Here is a 19962-nt window from a genome sequence, read left to right on the forward strand (position 1 = left end):
AGGAACCAGTCTAGCGCATGGCCGGGGCCCGCAGCGTGGCAAGGTCCAGCAGCGTGAAGCGGCCGTCCTGCATCCATCCGCCCGTGTCGATGTGATGGACGTTCCCGAGCACGACGGGATCTTCCACCGGAGTGTGGCCCACCACCAGCGCGCGCAGTCCGGCAACGCCGCCGACATCTTCGTCTTGCAGCCGGGCGCGCGACCACATCGCGCGGTCCCGCGCCGCGCGCCACAGCCGCAGCGACCAGCGCAGCCTGCTCCAGTCCCGCACCGGGCTGTCCGCGTGCACGATGCCCACGAGCCCCGCCGGCGTCTCGATCTCCCTGGCCAGCGGCAGGCGGGCGAAGGCCTCGGCGTAGATCCGGCGCCGCGCCAGGGGCAGCGTCACGAACCAGGCTCCGCCGTTGGCGATGTAGTTGGTCTGGTCGACGGGGTTGCCCCTGGCGTAGCGTATCGCGATGTCTTCGTGATTGCCGCGTATCGCATGGAACCAGGGCAGGGCCAGCCAGTCCAGCGCCTGCTCGGATTCCGGCCCCCGGTCGACCAGGTCGCCCACGCTGAAAAGCCGGTCGATGGCGGGATCGAAGCCGGCATGGTCCAGCGCGGTTCGCAGCCGCGTGAAATGGCCATGGATGTCCCCGACCGCGAAGTCGCGGCCGTGGCGGTTGAGTTCATGGTGGACGAGCAGCGTGGTCATGGGACTCGATCGGTTGACGTCCCATGATAGGCCTTCATGGATGCCCTGCGGGATGGGCATGGGGGGCACGGCCCCCGGGGCCCTGGATCGCCCGGCTCCGGGACGCCAGCCGGCGGATCAGGCGGCCGGCGCCTGGCCGCAGGCCAGGTTGGCCGGTATGGCGACGTCCATCAGGCGCGGGTTGGGCAGGTTCAGGTTGTCCATGATCTCGACATACTGGGCTTGCGTCTTGCCCGCCAGGCGGGGGTTGTGCCGCTTTTCCTCGCCGATGCTGGAGGCGGTCCAGCCCTTGTAGTCGTGCGCGGGGTAGACCGTGGTGTCGTCGGGCAGCGCGAACAGGCGGTCGACGATGGAGTGCCAGGACAGCCCGGCGTCGCCGGCCTGGAAATCGGTGCGGCCCGTGCTGCGGATCAGCAGTACATCGCCGGTGAAGACGGCACGAGGCGCGGTCGGTTCCAGCACGAAGCTGAAGGATTCGTCGGTGTGTCCGGGGGTATAGAGCGCTTGCAGCGTGATGCCGTCGACACGCAGCAGCTCGCCGTCGCCGACCTGGCGCGAGACGCACTCGGCGCGCGAGCGTTCGCCCATGATGGTGGTGCAGGCGGTGGCGTCGCGCAGGTCGCCCAGCGCGGTGATGTGGTCGGCGTGGGTGTGGGTGTCGATGGCGTGAACCAGGCGCAGGTCCAGTTCGCGGATGGCTTGCAGATAGTGGTCCAGGCGTTCCTTGACCGGATCGATGATCAGCGCCTCGCCCCCGCGGCGGGATGCCAGGAGGTACGTGTAGGTGCTGGAGTCGGCATCGAAGAACTGGCGGAAGATCATATATTTCTTAAAGAAATAAGCAAATTTCTATATGGAATATATGTTAGACATTCGCGTGCCGCCCGTCAAAGCCCGTCGGAGGAGGGAGGAAGCAGTCCCATGCGGCGCTTGGCCCGGTGCGCCGAGCCGTTGCGCACGGCCCAGCGCAGGACCGGCGCGATGCCGCCGATCGCGGCGCCGGCCGCCCGCACGCGCCATGCGGGGCGCCGCAGTTCCAGCATGTCGGCGGCCCAGCCGGGCAGCAAGGCCGTGCCGGCTTCCATCATGAACCGGCTTACCGGCCGCGCCAGCGGGCTGACGGCCGGGGGATGCGACAACAGGATACGGGCGATCTCGCGGGTGCGGTCGTCGCACACCAGTTGTGGCCGCATGCGCGCGAGATAGGCGGCCACTTCGGCGCGTGAACGGGGGACCTCGCGGGCGCCCAGGCGCAGCGCGATCAGCGCGATCTCGTCGTAGTAGCGGTCCTGTTCCGCGCCGGACAGCGTGGGGTCGCGATGGCGCAGGTGCGCCGCCAGGAAGTTGCTGACCTCGGCCACGTGGACCCAGGTCAGCAGGTCGGGGTCGTCGGCCGCGTAGGGACGGCCGTCGGGAGCCGTGCCGCGCACCTGTTCGTGGATGCCGCGCACGCGCGCGATCAGCCGCTCCGCATCCGCCGTGGCGGCATAGGTGGTGCCCGAGATGAACTGGCCGGTCCGGCGCAGGCGGCCCAGCATGTCCTGGCGGAAGTTGGAGTGATCCCATACGCCGGCGAGCGCGAGGGGATGCAGCATCTGCATCAGCAGCGCGGCGATGCCGCCGATGAGCATGGAGGTGAAATCGCCGTGCACCTTCCAGCAGGCCGAGCCGGGGCCGAACAGGCCAGGATCGCCGCGCGGATGCTCGAAGTCGATGCCGCCCAGCGCCAGTCCGGTCAGGCCCAGCACCTGCGCTTCGATGTGCCTGCGTATCATGCGCGGCCCCGCGTGGGCTGGAGGGATGGCGCATTGCGCTGCATGAGATCGCACAAGTGCTCGGCCGCCGGCGTCATGGGCATCTCCGCTCGCCGGATCAGCACGATGTCGGGCGCGGGCAGGCTTTCCCGCACGGCGATCACCTGCAGCGAATCGCGCGTCAGGTCGAATTCCCGCCATTGCACCGGCAGCAGCGCCAGCAGGTCGCTGTTGGCCAGCGCGACCATCATCGACAGCGCTGTGCGGGCCTGGAGCGCCACGCGCGGCGAAGGCAGGCCGTATTCCTGGAACAGCCGCGCCAGGTCGTCCTGATTGTCGTAGTCGGTCGAGGGCAGGGCCCATTCGGCGCCGGCCAGCGCCTTGAGCGAACGCGAGCGCGCCAGCGGATGCCCCTTGCGGCAGACCACGGCGCGGGTATTGGAGAACAGTCGTTCGACGATGAAGCCGGCCGGCACGGTGCCGGGCGCGGCGCCCAGGTAGAAGTCGATGGCGCCGCTGCGCAACTGCGATTCGAGGTCGGGGAACAGTCCTTCGATGAGTTGCAGGTAGACCTGGGGATAGCGCCGCCGGAAGGCGGGCAGGGCGCGGGGCAGCAGGCCCATGTGCGGCATGATGGACAGGCCGGCGATGACCGTGCCGGCGCCCGAACCCTGGGCCTGCGCCAGTTCGTCGCGCGCCCGGCGCAGTTCGTTGACCATGCCGCGCGCGCGTTCGTGGAACAGCCGGCCGAGCGGCGTCAGGACCATGCCGCGCGCCTGGCGCTCGAACAGCGGCGTGCCCAGTTCCTTTTCCAGGCCGCGCACGCTGCGGGTGAGCAGCGGCTGCGCCACGCCCAGCCGGCGGGCGGCGGCGCGCAATCCGCCATGTTCGACGATGGCCACGAGATCCCGCAGTTGATTGAGTTTCATGGATATCAAAATCGAATCACTCATGGGATTTTGACATCTTGTCCGTAGCACCGCCACTTCTCTACAGTCACCTCGCGTTCACCAGAAAAACTTGATAGCACGCGCAGGAGACAAGCATGCAACGCATCATGGCCTTGGGCCGGCACGGCCGGCTGCTGGCATGGGCGGCAGGGTTCGCCGTCGCCCTGTCGTTGATTCAGGATGCACGGGCCCAGACCTGGCCCGTCAAGCCGGTCAGGATGATCGTGCCGTTCCCGCCCGGGGCCGCGCCCGACGTCGTGGCACGGCTGGTCGCGGACCGGCTCTCGCACGCCTGGGGGCAGTCGGTGTATGTCGAGAACAAGCCAGGCGCCGGTGGCATTCCGGGCATGTCGACGCTGGCGCGATCCGCGGCCGACGGCTACACGGTGGGGTTCGTGCCCGCCGCCGCGGCGGTACTCACGCCCTTGCTCTACAAGCAGCCGCAGTATGACGTGGATCGCGACATCGTGCCCGTGGCCGCGGTGGGCACCAGCCCCATGATGGTGGTGGTGCCCGGCACGTCCGCCATCCGTTCGGTGGCCGACCTGGCGAGGGAAGGCAAGGCCAGGCCGGGAACGTTGAATTTCGCGGCGGCACAGGCTGGCTCGGTGCCGCACCTGACCGGCGAGATGCTGGCGCGGGCCGGCGGTTTCCAGCTCTTCACCGTGCCCTATGCGGGGTCGCCGGCCGCCATCAACGCGGTGCTGGCGGGCGAGGCGGCCTTGACCATCGACGGCATCCCGGCCCTGGTCCAGCACGTCAAGGCCGGCAAGATGCGAGCCCTGGCGGTGACCTCGCCGCAGCGGTTGCCGGGCCTGGAGTCGGTGCCCACGGTGGCCGAGACCCTGCCGGGTTTCGAGTCGCTGGGTTGGTTCGCGCTGTTCGCGCCCACCGGAACGCCCGGCCCGGTCGTCGAACGGATCAATGCCGACATCAATCGCCTGCTGGATGACAAGGAGCTGGTCTCGCGCCTGGCCGACCTGGGCGTCTACCCCATGCATGGCAGCGCGGCCGATCTCCAGGCCTTCGTGCGCGGCCAGCAGGCGGTCTGGAAGAACACGGTGCAGGAACTGGCGATTCAGCCGCAATAGGCCTGGCCGTCCGATCAAACCACGATGGAAATGCAGATGAACGAGAGAAGAAAGGCGCTGGTCACCGGCGGCGCGACCGGTATCGGCCGCAGCGCGGTCCTGGCCCTGGCGCGCGCCGGGTACGACGTGGCGATCAACTATGCATCCAGCGCGAAGGCCGCCAGCGAAGTGGCCAGCGAGGCGGCTGCCCTGGGGGCCCGCACGATGCTGCTCCAGTGCGACGTGGCCGACGATGCCGCGGTGCGCGAGATGATGCGCGCCGTCGGCGACCGGTTCGGCCACCTGGACGCCCTGGTCAACAATGCCGGCACGACGGCGGCCTGGAAGGTCCGCGACCTGGACAGCCTGGACATGGGCGAGTGGGACCGCACCTTCGCCGTGAACGTGCGGGGGCTTTTCCAGGTCACGCGCGCCGCGGTGCCGCTGCTCAGGAAGGGCACGGATCCGGCCATCGTCAACACGGCCAGCATCGTCGGGCTCAGGCCCGGGCCCCAGCCCCTGCCCTATGCCGCCAGCAAGGCGGCGGTCGTGAACCTGACCAAGACCCTGGCCTGGAACCTGGGACCGGATATCCGCGTGAACGCCGTCGCGCCAGGCTGGATGGAAGGCGACTGGATGCAGCGCATGCTGGGAGACCGGTACGACGATCTCATGGGCAAGCGTGCCCGCGCCACGCCGTTGCGCCGTTGCGTGACCGCCGACGACGTGGCCGAGACCATGTTGAACCTGCTCCAATCGAACCGCTTCGTCACCGGCGAGATCGTCGTGATCGATGGCGGTTACACCAGCTCGACCTGAGGAGACGCCATGCTCGAGGGATTCGTTCCTTTTCCGCCCGAGTTCGCCCGCCGCTACCGCGAGCGAGGCTACTGGCAGGATCGTTCTCTGGCGCAGGAATTCGCGCAGGCGTTCGCGCGCCATGCGGGAAAGGTGGCGCTGGTCGACGGCGACCGCTGCTATACCTACGCCGACCTGGACAGGCTGAGCGACAACCTGGCGCTGCACCTGCTGGCGCTCGGGCTCAAGCCGCTGGATCGCGTCGTGCCCACGCTGCCTAACGTGGCGGAGTTCGTGATCCTGTATTTCGCGCTGCAGAAGATCGGCGCCATTCCCATCGCCGCGCTGGTCACCCATCGCTACCAGGAGATCAGCCAGTTCGTCAGGCTGTCGCAGGCGCGCTGCTGCGTCTATCCCGTGTCGCAGGGCGACTTCGCCTTCGGTCCGGTGGTGGACCGCATCCAGCACGAGAACGACTGCCTGCGGCTGCGGCTGGTGCTGGGCCCGGCGGGCCCGGGAGAGCACTCGCTGCCCGAACTGATCGAGACCCCCGCTCCGGGAGACCGGACCGCCTTGCGCGACATACGCATCGATCCCGAGGACCCCTGCATCTTCCAGTTGTCGGGCGGCACGACCGGCATCCCCAAGCTGATCCCGCGCACCAACAACGACTACGCCTATAACTCCAAGGTCGCGTCGGAGGTCACGCGGGTGGACGGCAGTTCCGTGCTGCTGCTGGTGCTGCCCATCGCGCACAACCTGCCGCTGGCGTGTCCCGGCATACAGGGCTTCCTGCTGAACGGCGCCAAGGTGGTGCTGCACGCGAACACCCGTCCGGCCGAGATGTTCGCGCTGATCGAGAAGCACCGCGTGACGCACCTCAAGGTGGTGCCGGCGCTGCTGATCCGCCTGATCAACGATCCGGACATCGGACGCCACGACCTGTCCTCGCTGCGGCTCATCCAGAGCGGTGGGCAGCGCATGCAGCCCGAGGTTCGCTCGCGTACCCGTCGCCTCATTCCGTCCGCGCTGGTGCAGGAGAACTTCGGCATGTCAGAAGGCGTGCTGATGTTCGTGCGCCACGACGATCCCGAGGACGTGATGATGGAAACGTGCGGCCGACCGGTCTGCCCCGACGACGAAATCAAGCTGATCGACGACGAGGGACGCGAGGTCGGACCGGGCGAGGTGGGCGAGCTGTCCTGCCGGGGGCCCTACACGCTGCGCGGCTACTTCGGCGTGCCCGAGTACAACGCGAGGCAGTTCACGCCCGACGGCTTCTACCGGTCCGGCGACCTCATGCGCCAGCACCCCTCGGGCAACTACATCGTCGAGGGCCGCAAGAAGGACCTGATCAACCGCGGCGGCGAGAAGATCAGCGCGGAAGAGATCGAGAACCTGATACTCATGCATCCCGCGGTGCAGAACGTGGCCTGCGTCCCCATGCCGGACCCCGACATGGGCGAGCGCATGTGCGCGTGCGTGGTGCTGCGGGCGGGCGCATCGCTGACGCTGCCCGAGCTGGTGGATTTCCTGAAGGCGCGCGAGATCGCCAAGTTCAAGCTGCCCGAGCGGCTGGAGGTGCTGGACGATTTTCCGGTGTCCACCTTCGGCAAGGTGTCCAAGAAATCCCTGGCCGAGATGGTGGCCTCCAGGGCGGCCGCGGCCTGAGCGAAGGAGAGACGCGAGATGCGCATCATCGATCTGCATTGCTATCCGGGCACCCAGACCTGGATCGACGCCCAGGGTCCGTACGTCGAGGCCCTGGCCACCTACTGGAAGCGGAACTGGGTCGGCAAGCCCGAGGACGAGGTAGTGGCCGAGTTCGCCGCGGCCGGCGTGGATGCCTGCCTGGTCGCGCTGGACCTGGAGACCACCGTGGCCACGCCGCCCTGCACCAACGAGTACGTGCACGGCATGTGGAAACGCCATCCCGGCCGCATCATCCAGTGCTGGGGCGCGCTGGAGCCCGCCAAGGGCGAGATCGCGATACGCCAGGCCCGAACCGCGGTGCGCGAACTGGGCTTCATGGGTTTTCACTTCCACCCCATCATGCAGCACTTCGCGGTCAACGACACGCGCTACTACCCGTTGTTCGAGGAAATCGCCTCGCTGGGCGCGGCCGTGATGATAGACGTCGGCACCACGGGCATGGGGGCCGGCCTGCCGGGAGGAATGGGCGCGCGCATACGCCATGCCCATCCTGCCGCCATCGACGACCTGGCGGCCGATTTCCCCAGCCTGAAGATCATCATGGCGCACCCCGGCTGGCCCTGGGTGGACGAGACCACCGCCGTGGCCCTGCACAAGGGGAACGTCTATTGGGAGATGTCGGGTTGGGCGCCCAAGCACTTCCCGGGCAACCTCAAGGTCGACATCCGCGGCCGTCTGCAGGACAAGATCATGTTCGGCAGCGATTACCCCAGCCTGCCCTATGCGCGCATTCTCAAGGAGTGGGAGGAACTGGGCTACAGCGACGCGGTGATGGAGAAAGTCATGCACGCCAATGCGGAGCGCGTGCTGGGCCTCTAGCGCCCATTCCCGGCCTGTGCACGCTTCCTTTCAGCGTGAACAGGCCCTGGGAAGGGCGGGCATGTTTTCTGCTGGAAGAGGGGCTTTCAGGAGAACGACATGACGCACCCCATTACGAGAAAGATCCTGCTTTGCATGGGCATGGCCCTGGCGGCGCCGCTGGCCATGGCCCAGGCCGGACCTGGTGCCGGCGGCAGCCAGAGCGGCAGCAGCAGCCAGAGCGGCGGCAGCAATGCGCCCAGCGGGTCCAGCTCCGACAGCCCGACGCGAGGCAGCGCGAACAGCGGACCGTCGGGATCGTCGGGCAACGCCCAGAGCAGCGGTTCGTCCGCCGGCAAGCAGGGCCAGGGCACCGATGGGGCCGGCTATCCGGGCAGCACCACGCAGGGCGGCGCGCAAAACCAGCCGCCCAACCGTGGAGCCACCGGTTCCGGCGGGCGCGATTCCTCGACGGGCACGCAGTCCCAGGGGACCGGAGACCGTTCCGGCTCGCGCAACAGCGGCAGCCGGCTGCTGCGCTAGGGCTGTTTCCGGCCTGCGCGAGGCTCTTCCCGGCGGGAACAGGCCCGGCCCGCGACAAGCGGCCGCAGGCGTGCAGCGGCGCCAGAGGCTACAATGGCCAGATGCGCCGCCTGTTCATCCTGCTGATGATCGCCTTCCTGCCGTTCCAGTTCACCTGGGCGGCGGCAGCCGCCTATTGCCAGCACGAAACCGGCACGGTGGCCCAGGCCCACTTCGGCCACCACGAACACGTCCACCAGGACACCGGCGACAAGGGCGACGCCAAGAAAGCCGTGCATCCCGATTGTGTGGTCTGCCACATGATCGCGCTGCAGGCCGTCCTGGCCGGCACGCCGGACCTGCCCAAGGCAGGCATCGCCCACGCCCTTTCTCCCGCGTCGCCAGCCTTCCTGGCCGCGGCGCCCGTCTCGCTGCCTGAACGCCCCCAATGGCGTGCGCTCGTCTAGCCGGCGAGACGCAGCCGTTCCACTCGTTGCTTTCGTCTCGCCGAATTCACGCAACCGTTTCCCTGGTGCAATTCGATGCGCAGACTTCTATGGCCGCTCGGGCTGGCGGCCGCCTTGTCCAGCCCGATGGCCGCGGCCCAGCCGCGGCCCGATCCCGTTCCCGTTTCCGTTCCCGTTCTTGATCAGGTGCCCGCCGCCGGCGGTCCGCTGACACTGGAGTCCGCGCTGGCCATGGCTGCCGCGGGCAACCCGGCGCTGGCGGCTGCCGCCAAGGAGGCCGAGGCCTTGCAGGGCGGCGTCGTCCAGGCGCGCGTCCTGCCCAATCCCGACATCGCTTTCGCCGTCGAGGATACGCGGCGCGATTCGCGCACCACCAGCGTGGAGCTGGGCATTCCCATCGAGTTGGGCGGCAAGCGCTCCGCGCGCATCCTGGCCGCGGAGCGGGCGCAGACCGTGGCGGTGGCCGAGTTCACGCGGGCCCGGGCGCAATTGCGCGCGGCCACGGTGGCCGCCTTCTTCGACCTGCTGATCGCGCAGGAGGGCGTGGCGCTGGCCAACGGGTCGGCGCAGGTGGCGGCCCGGGCGGCCGACATCGCGGCCCGGCGGGTGGCGGCCGGCAAAGTCCCGCCGCTGGAGGAGACCCGGGCTCGCGTCGAGCGGGCCAACGCCGACCTCGAGGTCGAGGCGGCGCGGGCGCGTTTGCAGGAAGCGAGGCGGGCGCTGGGGTCGCTGTGGGGCGAGCCCGATCCGCGCTTCGGCCAGGCCGTGGGCAGCTTGGACGTACTCCCCGCGCGCGCGCCCGTCGATGCGCTGCTGCGGGAGCTGGAGCAGGCGCCCGAGCTGGCGGCGCACCGGTTGGAGATCGAACGCCGCGACGCCGTGGTCGGGGTCGAGCGCAGCAAGCGCTATCCCGACGTCAGGTTGACGGCGGGCACGCAGCGCAACAACGAACTGGGGCGCAACCAGACCCTGCTGGGGGTGTCGATTCCGCTGCCGCTGTTCGACCGCAACCAGGGCAACCTGTACGAGGCCACCGTGCGGGCCGACCAGGCGCGCGACGTGCATCGTGCCCTGCAGGTCAGGCTTGCACAGGAGCTGCGCCAGGCATCCGCGCAACTGGAACTGGCACGTAAGAGCGCCGACGCGCTGCGCGGCACGGTGCTGCCCGGCGCGCGCGAGGCCTATGAAGCAGCCACCCGCGGGTTCGAGGCCGGCAAGTCCGGCTTCCTGGATGTGCTGGACGCCCAGCGCACGCTGTTCCAGGCCCGCATCCGCTATCTGGCCGTGCTGGCCGACACCTACCAGGCCGCCATCGCGATCGATCGCGTGCTGGGCCGCTGAAGGAATTCTGTCATGTCGACGACAAGCAAACAAAAGGCCGCGATGGCGGCCATCCTGATCGCGGGCGCGCTGGCGGTGGCAGGCGTGCTGTTCTGGCCCGCTCCGCATGGCGAGGGCGACGGCCACGGCCATGGTGGCCAGGCGCCGGCCGGCGCCTCCGCCGACGAGCATGCCGAGGACGGCCTGGTGAGGCTGAGCGAGGCCCAGGTCCAGGCGGCCGGTATACGCACGGCCGAGGCCGGTCCCGGCGTACTGCGGCCGACCCGCGAATTCCCGGGCGAGATACGCTTCAACGAGGACCGCACGGCCCATGTCGTGCCGCGGCTGGCAGGCATCGTCGAACGTGTGTCGGCGGACCTGGGGCAGCAGGTCCGCAAGGGCCAGGTGCTGGCCGTGATCGCCAGCACGTCGCTGTCGGACCTGCGCAGCGAACTGCTGGCCGCGCGCAAGCGCGAGGACCTGGCCGAGGAAACCTTCGCGCGCGAAAAGAAGCTGTGGGAGGAGCGGGTGTCCGCCGAACAGGACTACCTGCAGGCGCGCACCGCGCGGGAAGAGGCCAGGATCGCGGTGCAGAACGCCGCGCAGAAGCTCCGGGCCGTGGGCGCGACGAGCCAGGCGCCCGCGCTGAACCAGTACGAGCTGCGCGCGCCCTTCGACGGCACGGTGGTCGAGAAGCACATGGCCATGGGCGAGGCAGTGGGCGACACCACCGCCGTGTTCACCATCGCCGACCTGGGCACGGTCTGGGCCGAGTTCATCGTCGCCCCGCAGGACCTGGCGGCGGTACGCGTCGGCGAGAAGGTCAGCATTTCCTCTTCCGCCCTGAACGAGACGGCCGAAGGCACCGTGTCCTATGTCGGTCCGCTGCTGGGCGCGCAGACCCGCACGGCCACCGCCCGCGTCACGCTCGCCAATCCCGGCATGGCCTGGCGTCCGGGGCTCTTCATCACCGTCAAGGTACTGCGCGGCGAGGAAGCCGTTGCCCTGGCCGTGCCCGCCGATGCCATCCAGACCGTGGGCGATGACAGCGTGGTGTTTACCGTCGTGCCCGGCGGCTTCAAGGCGCAGCCGGTGAAGACCGGCCGCCGCGACGGCATGCGGGTGGAAGTGCTCGAGGGCCTGGCTCCCGGCGCGCGCTACGCCGAGACCAACACCTTCACGCTCAAGGCCGAGCTGGGCAAGGCCAGCGCCGAGCATACCCATTAGACCGGACAGACAGGAAGACACTCATGTTCGAACGGATCATCCGGTTCGCCATCGAGCAACGATGGCTGGTCATGCTGGCGGTGTTCGGCATGGCCGCGCTGGGCCTCTACAACTTCACCCGCCTGTCCATCGACGCGGTGCCCGACATCACCAACGTCCAGGTGCAGGTCAACACGTCCGCGCCGGGCTATTCGCCGCTGGAGACCGAACAGCGCATCACCTATCCCGTCGAGACCACCATGGCGGGACTGCCCGGCCTTGCGCAGACCCGGTCGCTGTCCCGCTACGGCCTGTCCCAGGTGACCGTCATCTTCCGCGATGGCACCGATATCCACTTCGCCCGCCAACTGGTCAACCAGCGCATCCAGGAAGCGCGCGAGGCCCTGCCGGCCGGCGTCACGCCGACGCTGGGGCCGATCTCGACCGGGCTGGGGGAGATCTACATGTGGACGGTCGAGGCCGCGCTGGACGCGCGCAAGCCGGACGGCAGCCCCTACACGCTGGCGGACCTGCGCGAGATCCAGGACTGGGTGGTACGCCCGCAACTGCGGACGGTGCCCGGCGTGACCGACATCAACACCATAGGGGGCTACGCGAAGGAGTATCTCGTCGCGCCCAACCTGGAACGCATGGCCGCCCACGGCCTGACGCTGGCGGACGTGGTGACGGCGCTGGACCGCAACAACGTCAACGTCGGCGCCGGCTACATCGAGCGGGGCGGCGAGCAGTACCTGGTGCGCGCGCCCGGGCAGGTCGGGTCCATGGAGGACATCCGCGAGGTCATCGTCAGCCAGGCCCAGGGCCAGCCCATACGCGTGCGGGACATCGCCGACGTGCAGATGGGCCGCGAGCTGCGCACCGGCGCCGCCACCGAGAACGGCAGGGAAGTGGTGCTGGGCACCGTGTTCATGCTGATCGGCGAGAACAGCCGCGCCGTGTCCCGCGCCGTGGACGAACGGCTCGCGGCCATCAACAAGACCCTGCCGCCGGGCGTGAAGACCGTGACGGTCTACGACCGCACCACGCTGGTCGACAAGGCCATCGCCACCGTCAGGAAGAACCTGCTGGAAGGCGCGATCCTGGTCATCGTCGTGCTGTTCCTGTTCCTGGGCAACATCCGGGCGGCGCTCATCACGGCCATGGTCATTCCCCTGTCCATGCTGTTCACCTTCACGGGCATGGTGTCCTACAAGGTCAGCGCCAACCTGATGAGCCTGGGGGCGCTGGATTTCGGCATCATCGTCGACGGCGCGGTGGTCATCGTCGAGAACTGCGTGCGGCGGATCGCGCACGCCCAGGCCGCCGCGGGCCGCGCGCTGACGCGCGCCGAACGCTTCGGCGAAGTATTCGAGGCCTCGAAGGAGGCGCGGCGGCCGCTGATCTTCGGCCAGCTCATCATCATGATCGTCTACCTGCCGATCTTCGCCCTGACCGGCGTGGAAGGGAAGATGTTCCATCCCATGGCGATGACCGTGGTGCTGGCGCTGCTGGGCGCGATGATCCTGTCGATCACCTTCGTGCCGGCCGCCGTGGCGCTGCTGCTGGACGGCCGCGTCCAGGAAAAGGAAAACCGCCTGATGGCCGCCGCGCGCCGGCTGTACGAGCCGCTGCTGAGCCGCTCGCTGGCCAACACGCCGGTGGTGCTGACCTTCGGCGCGGTGGCCGTGGCACTGGCGCTGGCCGTCGCGACGCGGCTGGGCGCGGAGTTCATCCCGAACCTGGACGAAGGCGACCTGGCGGTGCAGGTGCTGCGCATACCCGGCACCAGCCTGTCCCAGGCCATCGCGATGCAGGAGGAGCTGGAGAAGCAGGTCGCCAAGGTGCCCGAGGTGGAACGGGTGTTCGCCAAGATCGGGACGGCCGAGATCGCCTCCGATCCCATGCCGCCCAATATCGCCGACACCTATGTCATGCTCAAGCCGCAGGATGCCTGGCCGCAGCCGCGCCGTTCCCACGAGGAAGTGGTGGCCGCCATCCGGAAAGTGGTGGAGGGCGTGCCGGGCAACAACTACGAGTTCACGCAGCCCATCCAGATGCGCTTCAACGAGTTGATCTCGGGCGTGCGCAGCGACGTCGCCGTCAAGATCTTCGGCGACGACATGGCACAGCTGGAACGCACGGCGGCCGAGATCGCGGCGGTCATGGCGCGCCTGCCGGGCGCCGATGCGGTCAAGGCCGAGCAGACCGCCGGCCTGCCCATGCTGACCATCGCGGTCGACCGGCAGAAGGCCGCGCGCTACGGCGTGAGCCTGGCCGAGGTGCAGGAGACCATCGCCACCGCGGTGGGCGGGCGCGAGGCGGGCATCTTCTTCCAGGGCGACCGGCGGTTCGACATCCTGGTGCGGCTGCCCGACGACGTGCGGGGCGACATCGAGGCGCTCAAGCGACTGCCGGTGGCGTTGCCCCGGGGCGAGGGCCAGGCCCGCGTGGCCTTCGTGCCGCTGGCCGAGCTGGCCCGTTTCGAACTGGCGCCCGGTCCCAACCAGATCAGCCGCGAGGACGGCAAGCGGCGCATCGTGGTCAGTGCCAACGTGCGTGGCCGCGACCTGGGTTCCTTCGTGTCGGATGCCCAGGACAGCATCGAGGCGTCGGTGCGCATCCCGCCCGGCTACTGGACGGCGTGGGGAGGCACGTTCGAGCAGTTGCAGTCCGCCACCGAGCGCCTGCAATGGGTCGTGCCGATCTCGCTGCTGCTGGTGTTCGCGCTGCTGTTCGCCATGTTCGGCAACCTGCGCGACGGCTTGATCGTGTTCACCGGGATCCCCTTCGCGCTGACCGGGGGCATGCTGGCCCTGTGGCTGCGAGGCATCCCGCTGTCCATTTCCGCGGCCGTGGGCTTCATCGCGCTCTCGGGCGTGGCGGTGCTGAACGGGCTGGTGATGCTGTCCTTCATCCGGTCGCTCAGGGCGGAAGGCCATCCGCTGGACGAGGCGGTCCGCCTGGGCGCCGCCACGCGGCTGCGGCCAGTGCTGATGACCGCGCTGGTCGCATCGCTGGGCTTCGTGCCCATGGCGCTGGCGACCGGCACTGGCGCGGAGGTGCAGCGGCCCCTGGCGACGGTGGTCATAGGCGGCATCATTTCGTCCACCGCCCTGACCCTGCTGGTTCTGCCCACGCTGTACCGGCTGGCCTACCGACGCCAGGCGCATTGAGAGGAGAATAGATGATGAATGACATCTATTGAATAAATTATAGTCATCATTTATTATTCGCCCTTCATGCACAGGAGGGCGACATGCCCCGCGTATCGCGACAGCAGGCCGAGAAGAACCGCGCCGCCATCGAGGAAGCCTCGGCGCGGCTGATCCGGGAACAAGGCATCAAGGGAGTCAGCGTGGCCGACCTCATGGCGGCGGCCGGGCTGACCCACGGCGGCTTCTACGGGCACTTCGAATCCAAGGACGCGCTGGCCGCAGCCGCTTGCGCCAAGGCCTTCGCCGCGTCGCGGGAACGCTGGCGGGAACGGACAGCGGGCATGGCCGACGCATCCGCGGCGCTGCGCGTCATCGTCGAAGCCTACCTGTCGCCGCGGGCACGCGACAACGCCGGCAGCAGTTGCCCGGCGGCCTCGCTGGCGGTGGACGTGGCCCGGGAATCCGCCGACAAGCCGGTGCGCCGGAGCTATGTCGACGGCATCCAGGGGCTGGTTTCCTCGCTGGCCGCGCTGTACGGCAGTGGTGATGCCGCGGCCGACCGCGAGCGCGCGCTGGTCGAACTGTCTCTCATGGTGGGCGCGCTGCTGATGGCGCGGGCCACGGCGTCCGACCCCATTTCCGACCAGATCCTGGACGCGGCCCGCAGGCATCTGCTGCCCGCGGACGATACCTCTCCCACGCCCTGACAGGACCGCATCGTGTTCGCCCATCCCGTATCGCGCTGGCTGGCCCGGCGAGGCATCCATTTTTCCTGGGTCATGGTGGCGCTGGCCTTCCTGACCATGTTGTCGTCGTCGGCCGCGCTGGGCCTGCCCGGCGCTTTCCTGCAACCGCTGTCCCGCGAGTTCGGCTGGAACGTCGACCAGATCTCGTCGGCCCTGGCCGTGCGGTTCGCGCTGTTCGGCCTGATGGGGCCGTTCTCGGCCATCCTGATGGAACGTTACGGGCTGCGCCGCATCATGTGCACGGCCATGGTCCTGGTGGCCTTCGGACTGCTGCTGGCCACGCGCATGTCCGAGGTCTGGCACCTGGTCGCCTTGTGGGGGTTGCTGCTGGGGTTCGGCACCGGCCTGACGGCCGTGGTGCTGGGGGCGGTGGTCGCCACGCGCTGGTTCGACCAGCGTCGCGGACTGGTGCTGGGCATGCTGACGGCCAGCGCGGCCACGGGGCAGCTCGTGTTCCTGCCGGCCGCGGCCTGGCTGATCGAACATGTCGGCTGGCGCATGGCGGTGGCGCCGGTGGTGGCGTGCTGCCTGGCCGTGGCGCTGCTGGCGTTCCTGCTGGCGCGCGATCGTCCGCAGGATCTCGGCCTCGCGCCCTATGGCGCCGATCCCCACGCCGCGGCGGCGCCGCCCGCCACGGCGCGTCCCTCGTTCCTGGCTCCTCTTCAGGTGCTGCGCGCCGTCTCCGGCAACCGGACGTTCTGGGTATTGTTCGGCACTTTCTTCGTCTGCGGCCTGAGCACCAACGGCCTCATCCAGACTCATTTCATCTCGTTGTGCGGCGACTTCGGACTGGCCGCGCTGCCGGCCGCCTCGGTGCTGGCGATGATGGGGGCGTTCGACTTCGTGGGCACCATCCTCTCGGGCTGGCTGTCCGACCGCTACGACAATCGCAAGCTGCTGTTCTGGTACTACGGCCTGCGCGGCCTGTCGCTGTTCTGGCTGCCGCATTCGGAGTTCACGCTGTATGGGCTGTCGCTGTTCGCGATGTTCTACGGCCTGGACTGGATCGCCACCGTGCCGCCCACGGTCAAGCTGGCGGCGGCCGAATTCGGCAAGGAGAAGGCGGGCATGGTGTTCGGCTGGGTGTTCGCCGGCCACCAGATCGGCGGCGCGATCGCCGCGTACGGCGCAGGGCTGGTCCGCACGCAGATGCTGACCTACACGCCGGCCTTGTATGCCGCGGGCGCGGCGTGCCTGGTGGCCGCGCTGGTCGTTTTCCTGATTCGCCGGCGGGCGCCCGTGCCCGCGCCCGCCGCTGCGCGGTCCGCCTGACGGAGCCGGCCGCATGTCCATCGATCCGCGCACGCGCCGCCTCATCGAGGCTCCCATCGTCCCCACGCTGCTGCGGCTGGCGGTGCCCAACACGCTGGTGCTGGCCGCCCAGGCCAGCGCGGGCATCATCGAGACCTATTTCGTCGGCAGGCTCGGCACCGACGCGCTGGCCGGCGTGGCCCTGGTGTTCCCGACCGTCATGTTGATGCAGATGCTGTCCGGCGGCGCGGTGGGAGGCGGCATTTCCTCGTCGATCGCCCGGGCGCTGGGAAGCGGCCGGCGCGAGGACGCCGATTCGCTGGTCCACCACGCGATCGTGGTGGGATTGCTGTTCAGCCTGTTCTTTACGGTGGCCGGGCTGGCGGGCGGCCGTTGGCTGTACGGGCGCATGGGCGGCTCGGGCGGTTCGCTCGAGGCGGCGCTGGAGTATTCGCGCTGGATCTTCGGCGCGTCGGCGCTGGTGTGGCTGTTCAATTCGCTGGCGTCGGTCGTGCGCGGCACTGGCAACATGAACCTGCCCGCGGCGGTCACCTGCGCGGGGACAGCCATGCTGGTGCCGCTGTCGCCCCTGCTCATCTTCGGCTGGGGACCGCTGCCGGGCCTGGGCGTGGCCGGCGGGGCCATCGCGCTGCTGGTCTACTATGCCGCGGGCAGCGCCGCGCTGCTGGCCTTTCTTTGTTCGGGCCGCGGCATCGTCCGCCTGACCTGGAAGGGCTGGGCGCTGCGCTGGCCGCTTTTCCGCGACATCCTTCGCGTGGGACTGGTCGCCGCGGTTTCCACGGTGGCGATCAACATCGCCATCAGCATCGCCACCGCGCTGACCGGCCATTTCGGCCCGGCCGCCATCGCGGGCTACGGCACCGGTTCGCGCCTGGAATACCTGCTCGTGCCCCTGGTGTTCGGCCTGGGCGGCCCCATGGTCGCCATGGTCGGCGCGGCGATGGGGGCGGGCCGGCACGACCGGGCGCTGCGCATCGCCTGGGTCGGCGCGGGATGCGCCTTCGTCGTGGCGGAGGCCATAGGCCTGGCGGCCGCTTGTTTCCCCCATGCCTGGCTGTCGATGTTCGGCAGCGAGCCCGACATGCTGGCCACCGGATCGCTCTATCTGCGCATCGTGGGGCCCGCCTACGGATTCTTCGGCGCGGGGCTGGCGCTCTACTTCGCATCGCAGGGCGCGGGGCGGCTACTGTGGCCGGTGACCGGCAGCGTCGTGCGCCTGATCCTGAGCGCAACCGGCGGGATGGCCGCGATCGCGGCGGGGCTGGGGCTGGCGGGAGTTTTCGCGGCCCAGGCGCTGGCGCTGGTGGTCTACGGCGCCATCAATGCGGGCGCCATCGCGCGTGGCGCATGGTTTGGCGGGGCGCCGTATCGCTCGAAGAAATCGCAAAGCTGGCGCCCCAGGAAGTCCTCGCCCGTATCGAAGTGAGCCATGATGGACATGTGGTTGTGGCGAGGCAGCATGAGGAACTGGTTCGCCCGGTGTCCGCGGGCTCGCAGGCGGTGGAAGAATTCCGCGCCGTAGACGTCCAGCAGCGGGTTCTCGTACTCGGCGATCGCCACGAAAAGCGGGAGGGCGTCCGGCGTCACCATGCTGACCGGCGACAGCGCTTCGTACCGGCTCTCGTCGTTGCCGAAGTACGCTCGCACCCCGGCGGCGTTGGGGTTGGCTGCCAGCGCATCGGCGCGCAGCCGGCCGGACAGGATGGCCGCCGCCCGCAGTCCCTTGCCCCGATAGGGCAACTGCGGGTCCAGGGCATGGTGGGCGACGTGGGTGCCGCCCGCGCTGTGTCCGATCGCGACCATCCTGCCCGGATCGCCGCCGTGGGAGCCGATGTTCTCTTCCATCCACGCCAGCGCGCGTCCCAGGTCTTCGGCCCCTCCGGGATAGGGCGCGCCGGGCGCGAGCCGGTATTCCAGGTTGACGCCCAGGTAGCCTTGCCGGGCGAACCAGGTGGGTACATTCGCGTAGACACGCGAGGTGACGTCCTTGTCTCCCCGCACGTAGGCGCCGCCATGCATGAACACGACGACAGGCAGGGGGCCGGCTAGGGCGGGATCGCGATAGATATCCAGGACGTGGCGCGGGTCGGACCCGTAGGCGACGTTGCGCGTGCAGGCAGGGCCCGCGGCGGACGTCGTGTCCAGCAAGGAGGTGTAGGCATCCAGCACCAGGTCCCGGTGCGTCCGGATATCGTCGCCCCAGGCCGGGCCGATGCGCGCCAGCAGCGCGTCCACCGTTCGAGCCGCGTTCATAGGGCGGCCAGCCGCGGCTGGCGGGGCGTCCTGGCGCGCGGGCTCGACGACGGGGCCAGCACCGCGCACATGACGAACTCGACCACGGCCCGCCAGTGGCTGATCATCGATGCGGTGGAGTCGGCCTTGTCCTTGGGCCACAGGGTCCGGATGTTCGAGGACACGTTGAAGAAGTGTACGCATGCGCCCATGATATTGACGGCCGCATGGCCGGGGTCCTGCTGCCGGAACGAGCCGTCCGCCACGCCGCGCTCGAGGATGTCGGCCAGCGTCCGGTACAGCTTGCCGCCGTTGCGGTTGTAGAACGCGCCATCGTTCTGGATGTTCTCCAGCGCGAACAACGGTCCGAGATGGGGTTTGGCGACCATCTGCTGCAGCAGCCTTTCGACGAAGGCATGCAGCGCGTCGACCGGCGGAAGCTTGCGCAGGGAATTGAAGTCCATACCCTGTTCGCGGTCCTGGAACACGCGGTCGAGCACCGCCTGGTACAGGGCTTCCTTGGTGTCGAAGTAATAGTGGATCATCGCCTTGGTGACGCCGCTGCCCGCGGCGATTTCCTCGGTGCGGGTGCTGCGCAGCCCGTCGCGGGCGAAGATCTTCTCGGCCGAGTCGAGTATCGCGCTGCGGGTGGCGACGCTGTCGCGCACGGCCTTGCGCGGGGTGGGGGTAGCCCTCGGGCGGAGTGACGAAGTGCGTGATGCCATGGAGGATTCTTTACGAAGGGGGCGGCCAATGCCGTTCATAGTATCGCGATGGCTTCGATCTCGATCAGGCATCCCGGCGTAACCAGGGACGAGACCTGCACCGTGGAACTGGCGGGCAGCGGGTCCGTGAAGACTTCGCGGCGTATCGCGGAATAGTCCGCGTAGCCGTCCAGCGTCGTGAGGAAGGCCGTGATCTTGACCACATCGGCCAGCGACCCGCCCGCCTCGCGCAGCAGCGCATCCATGTTGGCGAAGATTTCCCGCGCCTGCCGGCCAAGGTCGCCCGCATGGCGGGCATGTTCCGGGTCGGTTCGCGCCAGTTGGCCCGATACGAAGACCATGCGTTTGCCGCCGGCCACCTCCAGCGCCTGGGAGTAGGGGCGGCCCGAGGGCCCCAGGGGTGTCTTGGTGATCATGCCGGTCTCCCTGTTCTATAAGTAACTATCTGGTTGGTTAATTCTAAGCATCGGCTATCGATCATGTCAAAGATCATTGCGGAAAGAATCTTCTTGACATGCCTTGCCCGGGATTTCTAGA

General features: G+C 68.9%; 19 protein-coding genes. 12 read left to right on the plus strand and 7 right to left on the minus strand.

Going from position 1 to position 19962, the window contains the following annotated elements:
- Positions 1–10: 10 nt before the first annotated feature.
- From R4823_RS06830 to R4823_RS06845, 4 genes are all read right to left on the minus strand, one after another.
- The gene (locus R4823_RS06830; protein WP_279816185.1) at positions 11–697 is read right to left on the minus strand and encodes a metallophosphoesterase; all 687 of its coding nucleotides are present in this window, start codon (positions 695–697) and stop codon (positions 11–13) included.
- A 117-nt stretch (positions 698–814) separates the two neighbouring features.
- Positions 815–1519 (minus strand): MBL fold metallo-hydrolase, encoded by a 705-nt coding sequence (locus R4823_RS06835; protein ID WP_087837443.1) that lies wholly within the window; start codon positions 1517–1519, stop codon positions 815–817.
- Between the two features lie 65 nt (positions 1520–1584).
- The gene (locus R4823_RS06840; protein ID WP_087837442.1) at positions 1585–2472 is read right to left on the minus strand and encodes an oxygenase MpaB family protein; all 888 of its coding nucleotides are present in this window, start codon (positions 2470–2472) and stop codon (positions 1585–1587) included.
- Positions 2469–3380 carry a LysR substrate-binding domain-containing protein gene (locus R4823_RS06845; protein ID WP_087837441.1) on the minus strand — a complete coding sequence of 304 codons (912 nt, stop codon included), beginning with the start codon at positions 3378–3380 and terminating at the stop codon, positions 2469–2471. The genes R4823_RS06840 and R4823_RS06845 overlap by 4 nt, the downstream gene beginning before the upstream one ends.
- Before the next feature lie 116 nt (positions 3381–3496).
- Here R4823_RS06845 and R4823_RS06850 point away from each other — a divergent pair, with 116 nt between their 5' ends.
- The 12 genes from R4823_RS06850 to R4823_RS06905 all read left to right on the plus strand — a co-directional run bounded on the left by R4823_RS06850 (position 3497) and on the right by R4823_RS06905 (position 17894).
- Positions 3497–4492 carry a tripartite tricarboxylate transporter substrate binding protein gene (locus R4823_RS06850; RefSeq protein WP_132979197.1) on the plus strand — a complete coding sequence of 332 codons (996 nt, stop codon included), beginning with the start codon at positions 3497–3499 and terminating at the stop codon, positions 4490–4492.
- 36 nt (positions 4493–4528) lie between these two features.
- Complete coding sequence (locus R4823_RS06855; protein WP_132979198.1) at positions 4529–5290, plus strand: SDR family oxidoreductase; 762 nt, start codon at positions 4529–4531, stop codon at positions 5288–5290.
- A gap of 9 nt (positions 5291–5299) precedes the next feature.
- On the plus strand, positions 5300–6940 hold the full coding sequence (locus tag R4823_RS06860) for an AMP-binding protein (protein ID WP_338618055.1): 1641 nt from the start codon (positions 5300–5302) through the stop codon (positions 6938–6940).
- Between the two features lie 18 nt (positions 6941–6958).
- Positions 6959–7801: an amidohydrolase family protein gene (locus tag R4823_RS06865; RefSeq protein ID WP_338618057.1), complete on the plus strand. Its 843-nt coding sequence runs from the start codon at positions 6959–6961 to the stop codon at positions 7799–7801.
- Positions 7802–7900: 99 nt separating this feature from the next.
- Positions 7901–8323, plus strand: coding sequence for a hypothetical protein (locus R4823_RS06870; RefSeq protein WP_087837436.1), 423 nt, complete (start codon positions 7901–7903; stop codon positions 8321–8323).
- Between the two features lie 101 nt (positions 8324–8424).
- Positions 8425–8769 carry a cation efflux protein, CzcI family gene (gene czcI / locus R4823_RS06875; protein ID WP_087837435.1) on the plus strand — a complete coding sequence of 115 codons (345 nt, stop codon included), beginning with the start codon at positions 8425–8427 and terminating at the stop codon, positions 8767–8769.
- A gap of 75 nt (positions 8770–8844) precedes the next feature.
- Positions 8845–10110 (plus strand): TolC family protein, encoded by a 1266-nt coding sequence (locus R4823_RS06880; RefSeq protein WP_338618060.1) that lies wholly within the window; start codon positions 8845–8847, stop codon positions 10108–10110.
- A gap of 12 nt (positions 10111–10122) precedes the next feature.
- Positions 10123–11316 (plus strand): efflux RND transporter periplasmic adaptor subunit, encoded by a 1194-nt coding sequence (locus R4823_RS06885; protein ID WP_087839986.1) that lies wholly within the window; start codon positions 10123–10125, stop codon positions 11314–11316.
- Positions 11317–11339: 23 nt separating this feature from the next.
- Complete coding sequence (locus tag R4823_RS06890; RefSeq protein WP_338618063.1) at positions 11340–14468, plus strand: CusA/CzcA family heavy metal efflux RND transporter; 3129 nt, start codon at positions 11340–11342, stop codon at positions 14466–14468.
- Between the two features lie 83 nt (positions 14469–14551).
- Entirely contained in the window at positions 14552–15157 is a 606-nt protein-coding gene (locus R4823_RS06895; RefSeq protein WP_338618064.1) for a TetR family transcriptional regulator, read from the plus strand.
- Positions 15158–15169: 12 nt separating this feature from the next.
- The gene (locus tag R4823_RS06900) at positions 15170–16468 is read left to right on the plus strand and encodes an MFS transporter (RefSeq protein WP_087839983.1); all 1299 of its coding nucleotides are present in this window, start codon (positions 15170–15172) and stop codon (positions 16466–16468) included.
- A gap of 13 nt (positions 16469–16481) precedes the next feature.
- On the plus strand, positions 16482–17894 hold the full coding sequence (locus R4823_RS06905) for an MATE family efflux transporter (protein WP_087839982.1): 1413 nt from the start codon (positions 16482–16484) through the stop codon (positions 17892–17894).
- Here R4823_RS06905 and R4823_RS06910 read toward each other — a convergent pair.
- From R4823_RS06910 to R4823_RS06920, 3 genes are read right to left on the minus strand one after another with little or no spacing between them, the layout of a single operon-like run.
- Positions 17777–18721, minus strand: a complete 945-nt coding sequence (locus tag R4823_RS06910; RefSeq protein ID WP_338618068.1) for an alpha/beta hydrolase — start codon at positions 18719–18721, stop codon at positions 17777–17779. The two genes, R4823_RS06905 and R4823_RS06910, sit on opposite strands and share 118 nt — an antisense overlap.
- Positions 18718–19425, minus strand: a complete 708-nt coding sequence (locus tag R4823_RS06915; RefSeq protein ID WP_132979204.1) for a TetR/AcrR family transcriptional regulator — start codon at positions 19423–19425, stop codon at positions 18718–18720. The genes R4823_RS06910 and R4823_RS06915 overlap by 4 nt, the downstream gene beginning before the upstream one ends.
- A 35-nt stretch (positions 19426–19460) precedes the next feature.
- Positions 19461–19841, minus strand: coding sequence for a RidA family protein (locus R4823_RS06920; RefSeq protein WP_087839979.1), 381 nt, complete (start codon positions 19839–19841; stop codon positions 19461–19463).
- Positions 19842–19962 lie beyond the last annotated feature (121 nt).

Origin of the sequence: Pigmentiphaga sp. CHJ604 (genome assembly GCF_036972535.1) — a bacterium.
Lineage (GTDB): Bacteria > Pseudomonadota > Gammaproteobacteria > Burkholderiales > Burkholderiaceae_B > Pigmentiphaga > Pigmentiphaga daeguensis.

Bases quoted from the DNA above. Each gene is read 5' to 3' on its own strand.
- R4823_RS06870 (WP_087837436.1), top strand. From the start codon at position 7,901: ATGACGCACCCCATTACGAGAAAGATCCTGCTTTGCATGGGCATGGCC.
- R4823_RS06910 (WP_338618068.1), bottom strand. From the start codon at position 18,721: ATGAACGCGGCTCGAACGGTGGACGCGCTGCTGGCGCGCATCGGCCCG.
- R4823_RS06845 (WP_087837441.1), bottom strand. From the start codon at position 3,380: ATGAAACTCAATCAACTGCGGGATCTCGTGGCCATCGTCGAACATGGC.
- R4823_RS06855 (WP_132979198.1), top strand. From the start codon at position 4,529: ATGAACGAGAGAAGAAAGGCGCTGGTCACCGGCGGCGCGACCGGTATC.
- R4823_RS06830 (WP_279816185.1), bottom strand. From the start codon at position 697: ATGACCACGCTGCTCGTCCACCATGAACTCAACCGCCACGGCCGCGAC.
- R4823_RS06880 (WP_338618060.1), top strand. From the start codon at position 8,845: ATGCGCAGACTTCTATGGCCGCTCGGGCTGGCGGCCGCCTTGTCCAGC.
- R4823_RS06905 (WP_087839982.1), top strand. From the start codon at position 16,482: ATGTCCATCGATCCGCGCACGCGCCGCCTCATCGAGGCTCCCATCGTC.
- R4823_RS06915 (WP_132979204.1), bottom strand. From the start codon at position 19,425: ATGGCATCACGCACTTCGTCACTCCGCCCGAGGGCTACCCCCACCCCG.
- R4823_RS06835 (WP_087837443.1), bottom strand. From the start codon at position 1,519: ATGATCTTCCGCCAGTTCTTCGATGCCGACTCCAGCACCTACACGTAC.
- R4823_RS06865 (WP_338618057.1), top strand. From the start codon at position 6,959: ATGCGCATCATCGATCTGCATTGCTATCCGGGCACCCAGACCTGGATC.
- R4823_RS06840 (WP_087837442.1), bottom strand. From the start codon at position 2,472: ATGATACGCAGGCACATCGAAGCGCAGGTGCTGGGCCTGACCGGACTG.
- R4823_RS06885 (WP_087839986.1), top strand. From the start codon at position 10,123: ATGTCGACGACAAGCAAACAAAAGGCCGCGATGGCGGCCATCCTGATC.
- czcI (WP_087837435.1), top strand. From the start codon at position 8,425: ATGCGCCGCCTGTTCATCCTGCTGATGATCGCCTTCCTGCCGTTCCAG.
- R4823_RS06860 (WP_338618055.1), top strand. From the start codon at position 5,300: ATGCTCGAGGGATTCGTTCCTTTTCCGCCCGAGTTCGCCCGCCGCTAC.
- R4823_RS06920 (WP_087839979.1), bottom strand. From the start codon at position 19,841: ATGATCACCAAGACACCCCTGGGGCCCTCGGGCCGCCCCTACTCCCAG.
- R4823_RS06850 (WP_132979197.1), top strand. From the start codon at position 3,497: ATGCAACGCATCATGGCCTTGGGCCGGCACGGCCGGCTGCTGGCATGG.
- R4823_RS06890 (WP_338618063.1), top strand. From the start codon at position 11,340: ATGTTCGAACGGATCATCCGGTTCGCCATCGAGCAACGATGGCTGGTC.
- R4823_RS06895 (WP_338618064.1), top strand. From the start codon at position 14,552: ATGCCCCGCGTATCGCGACAGCAGGCCGAGAAGAACCGCGCCGCCATC.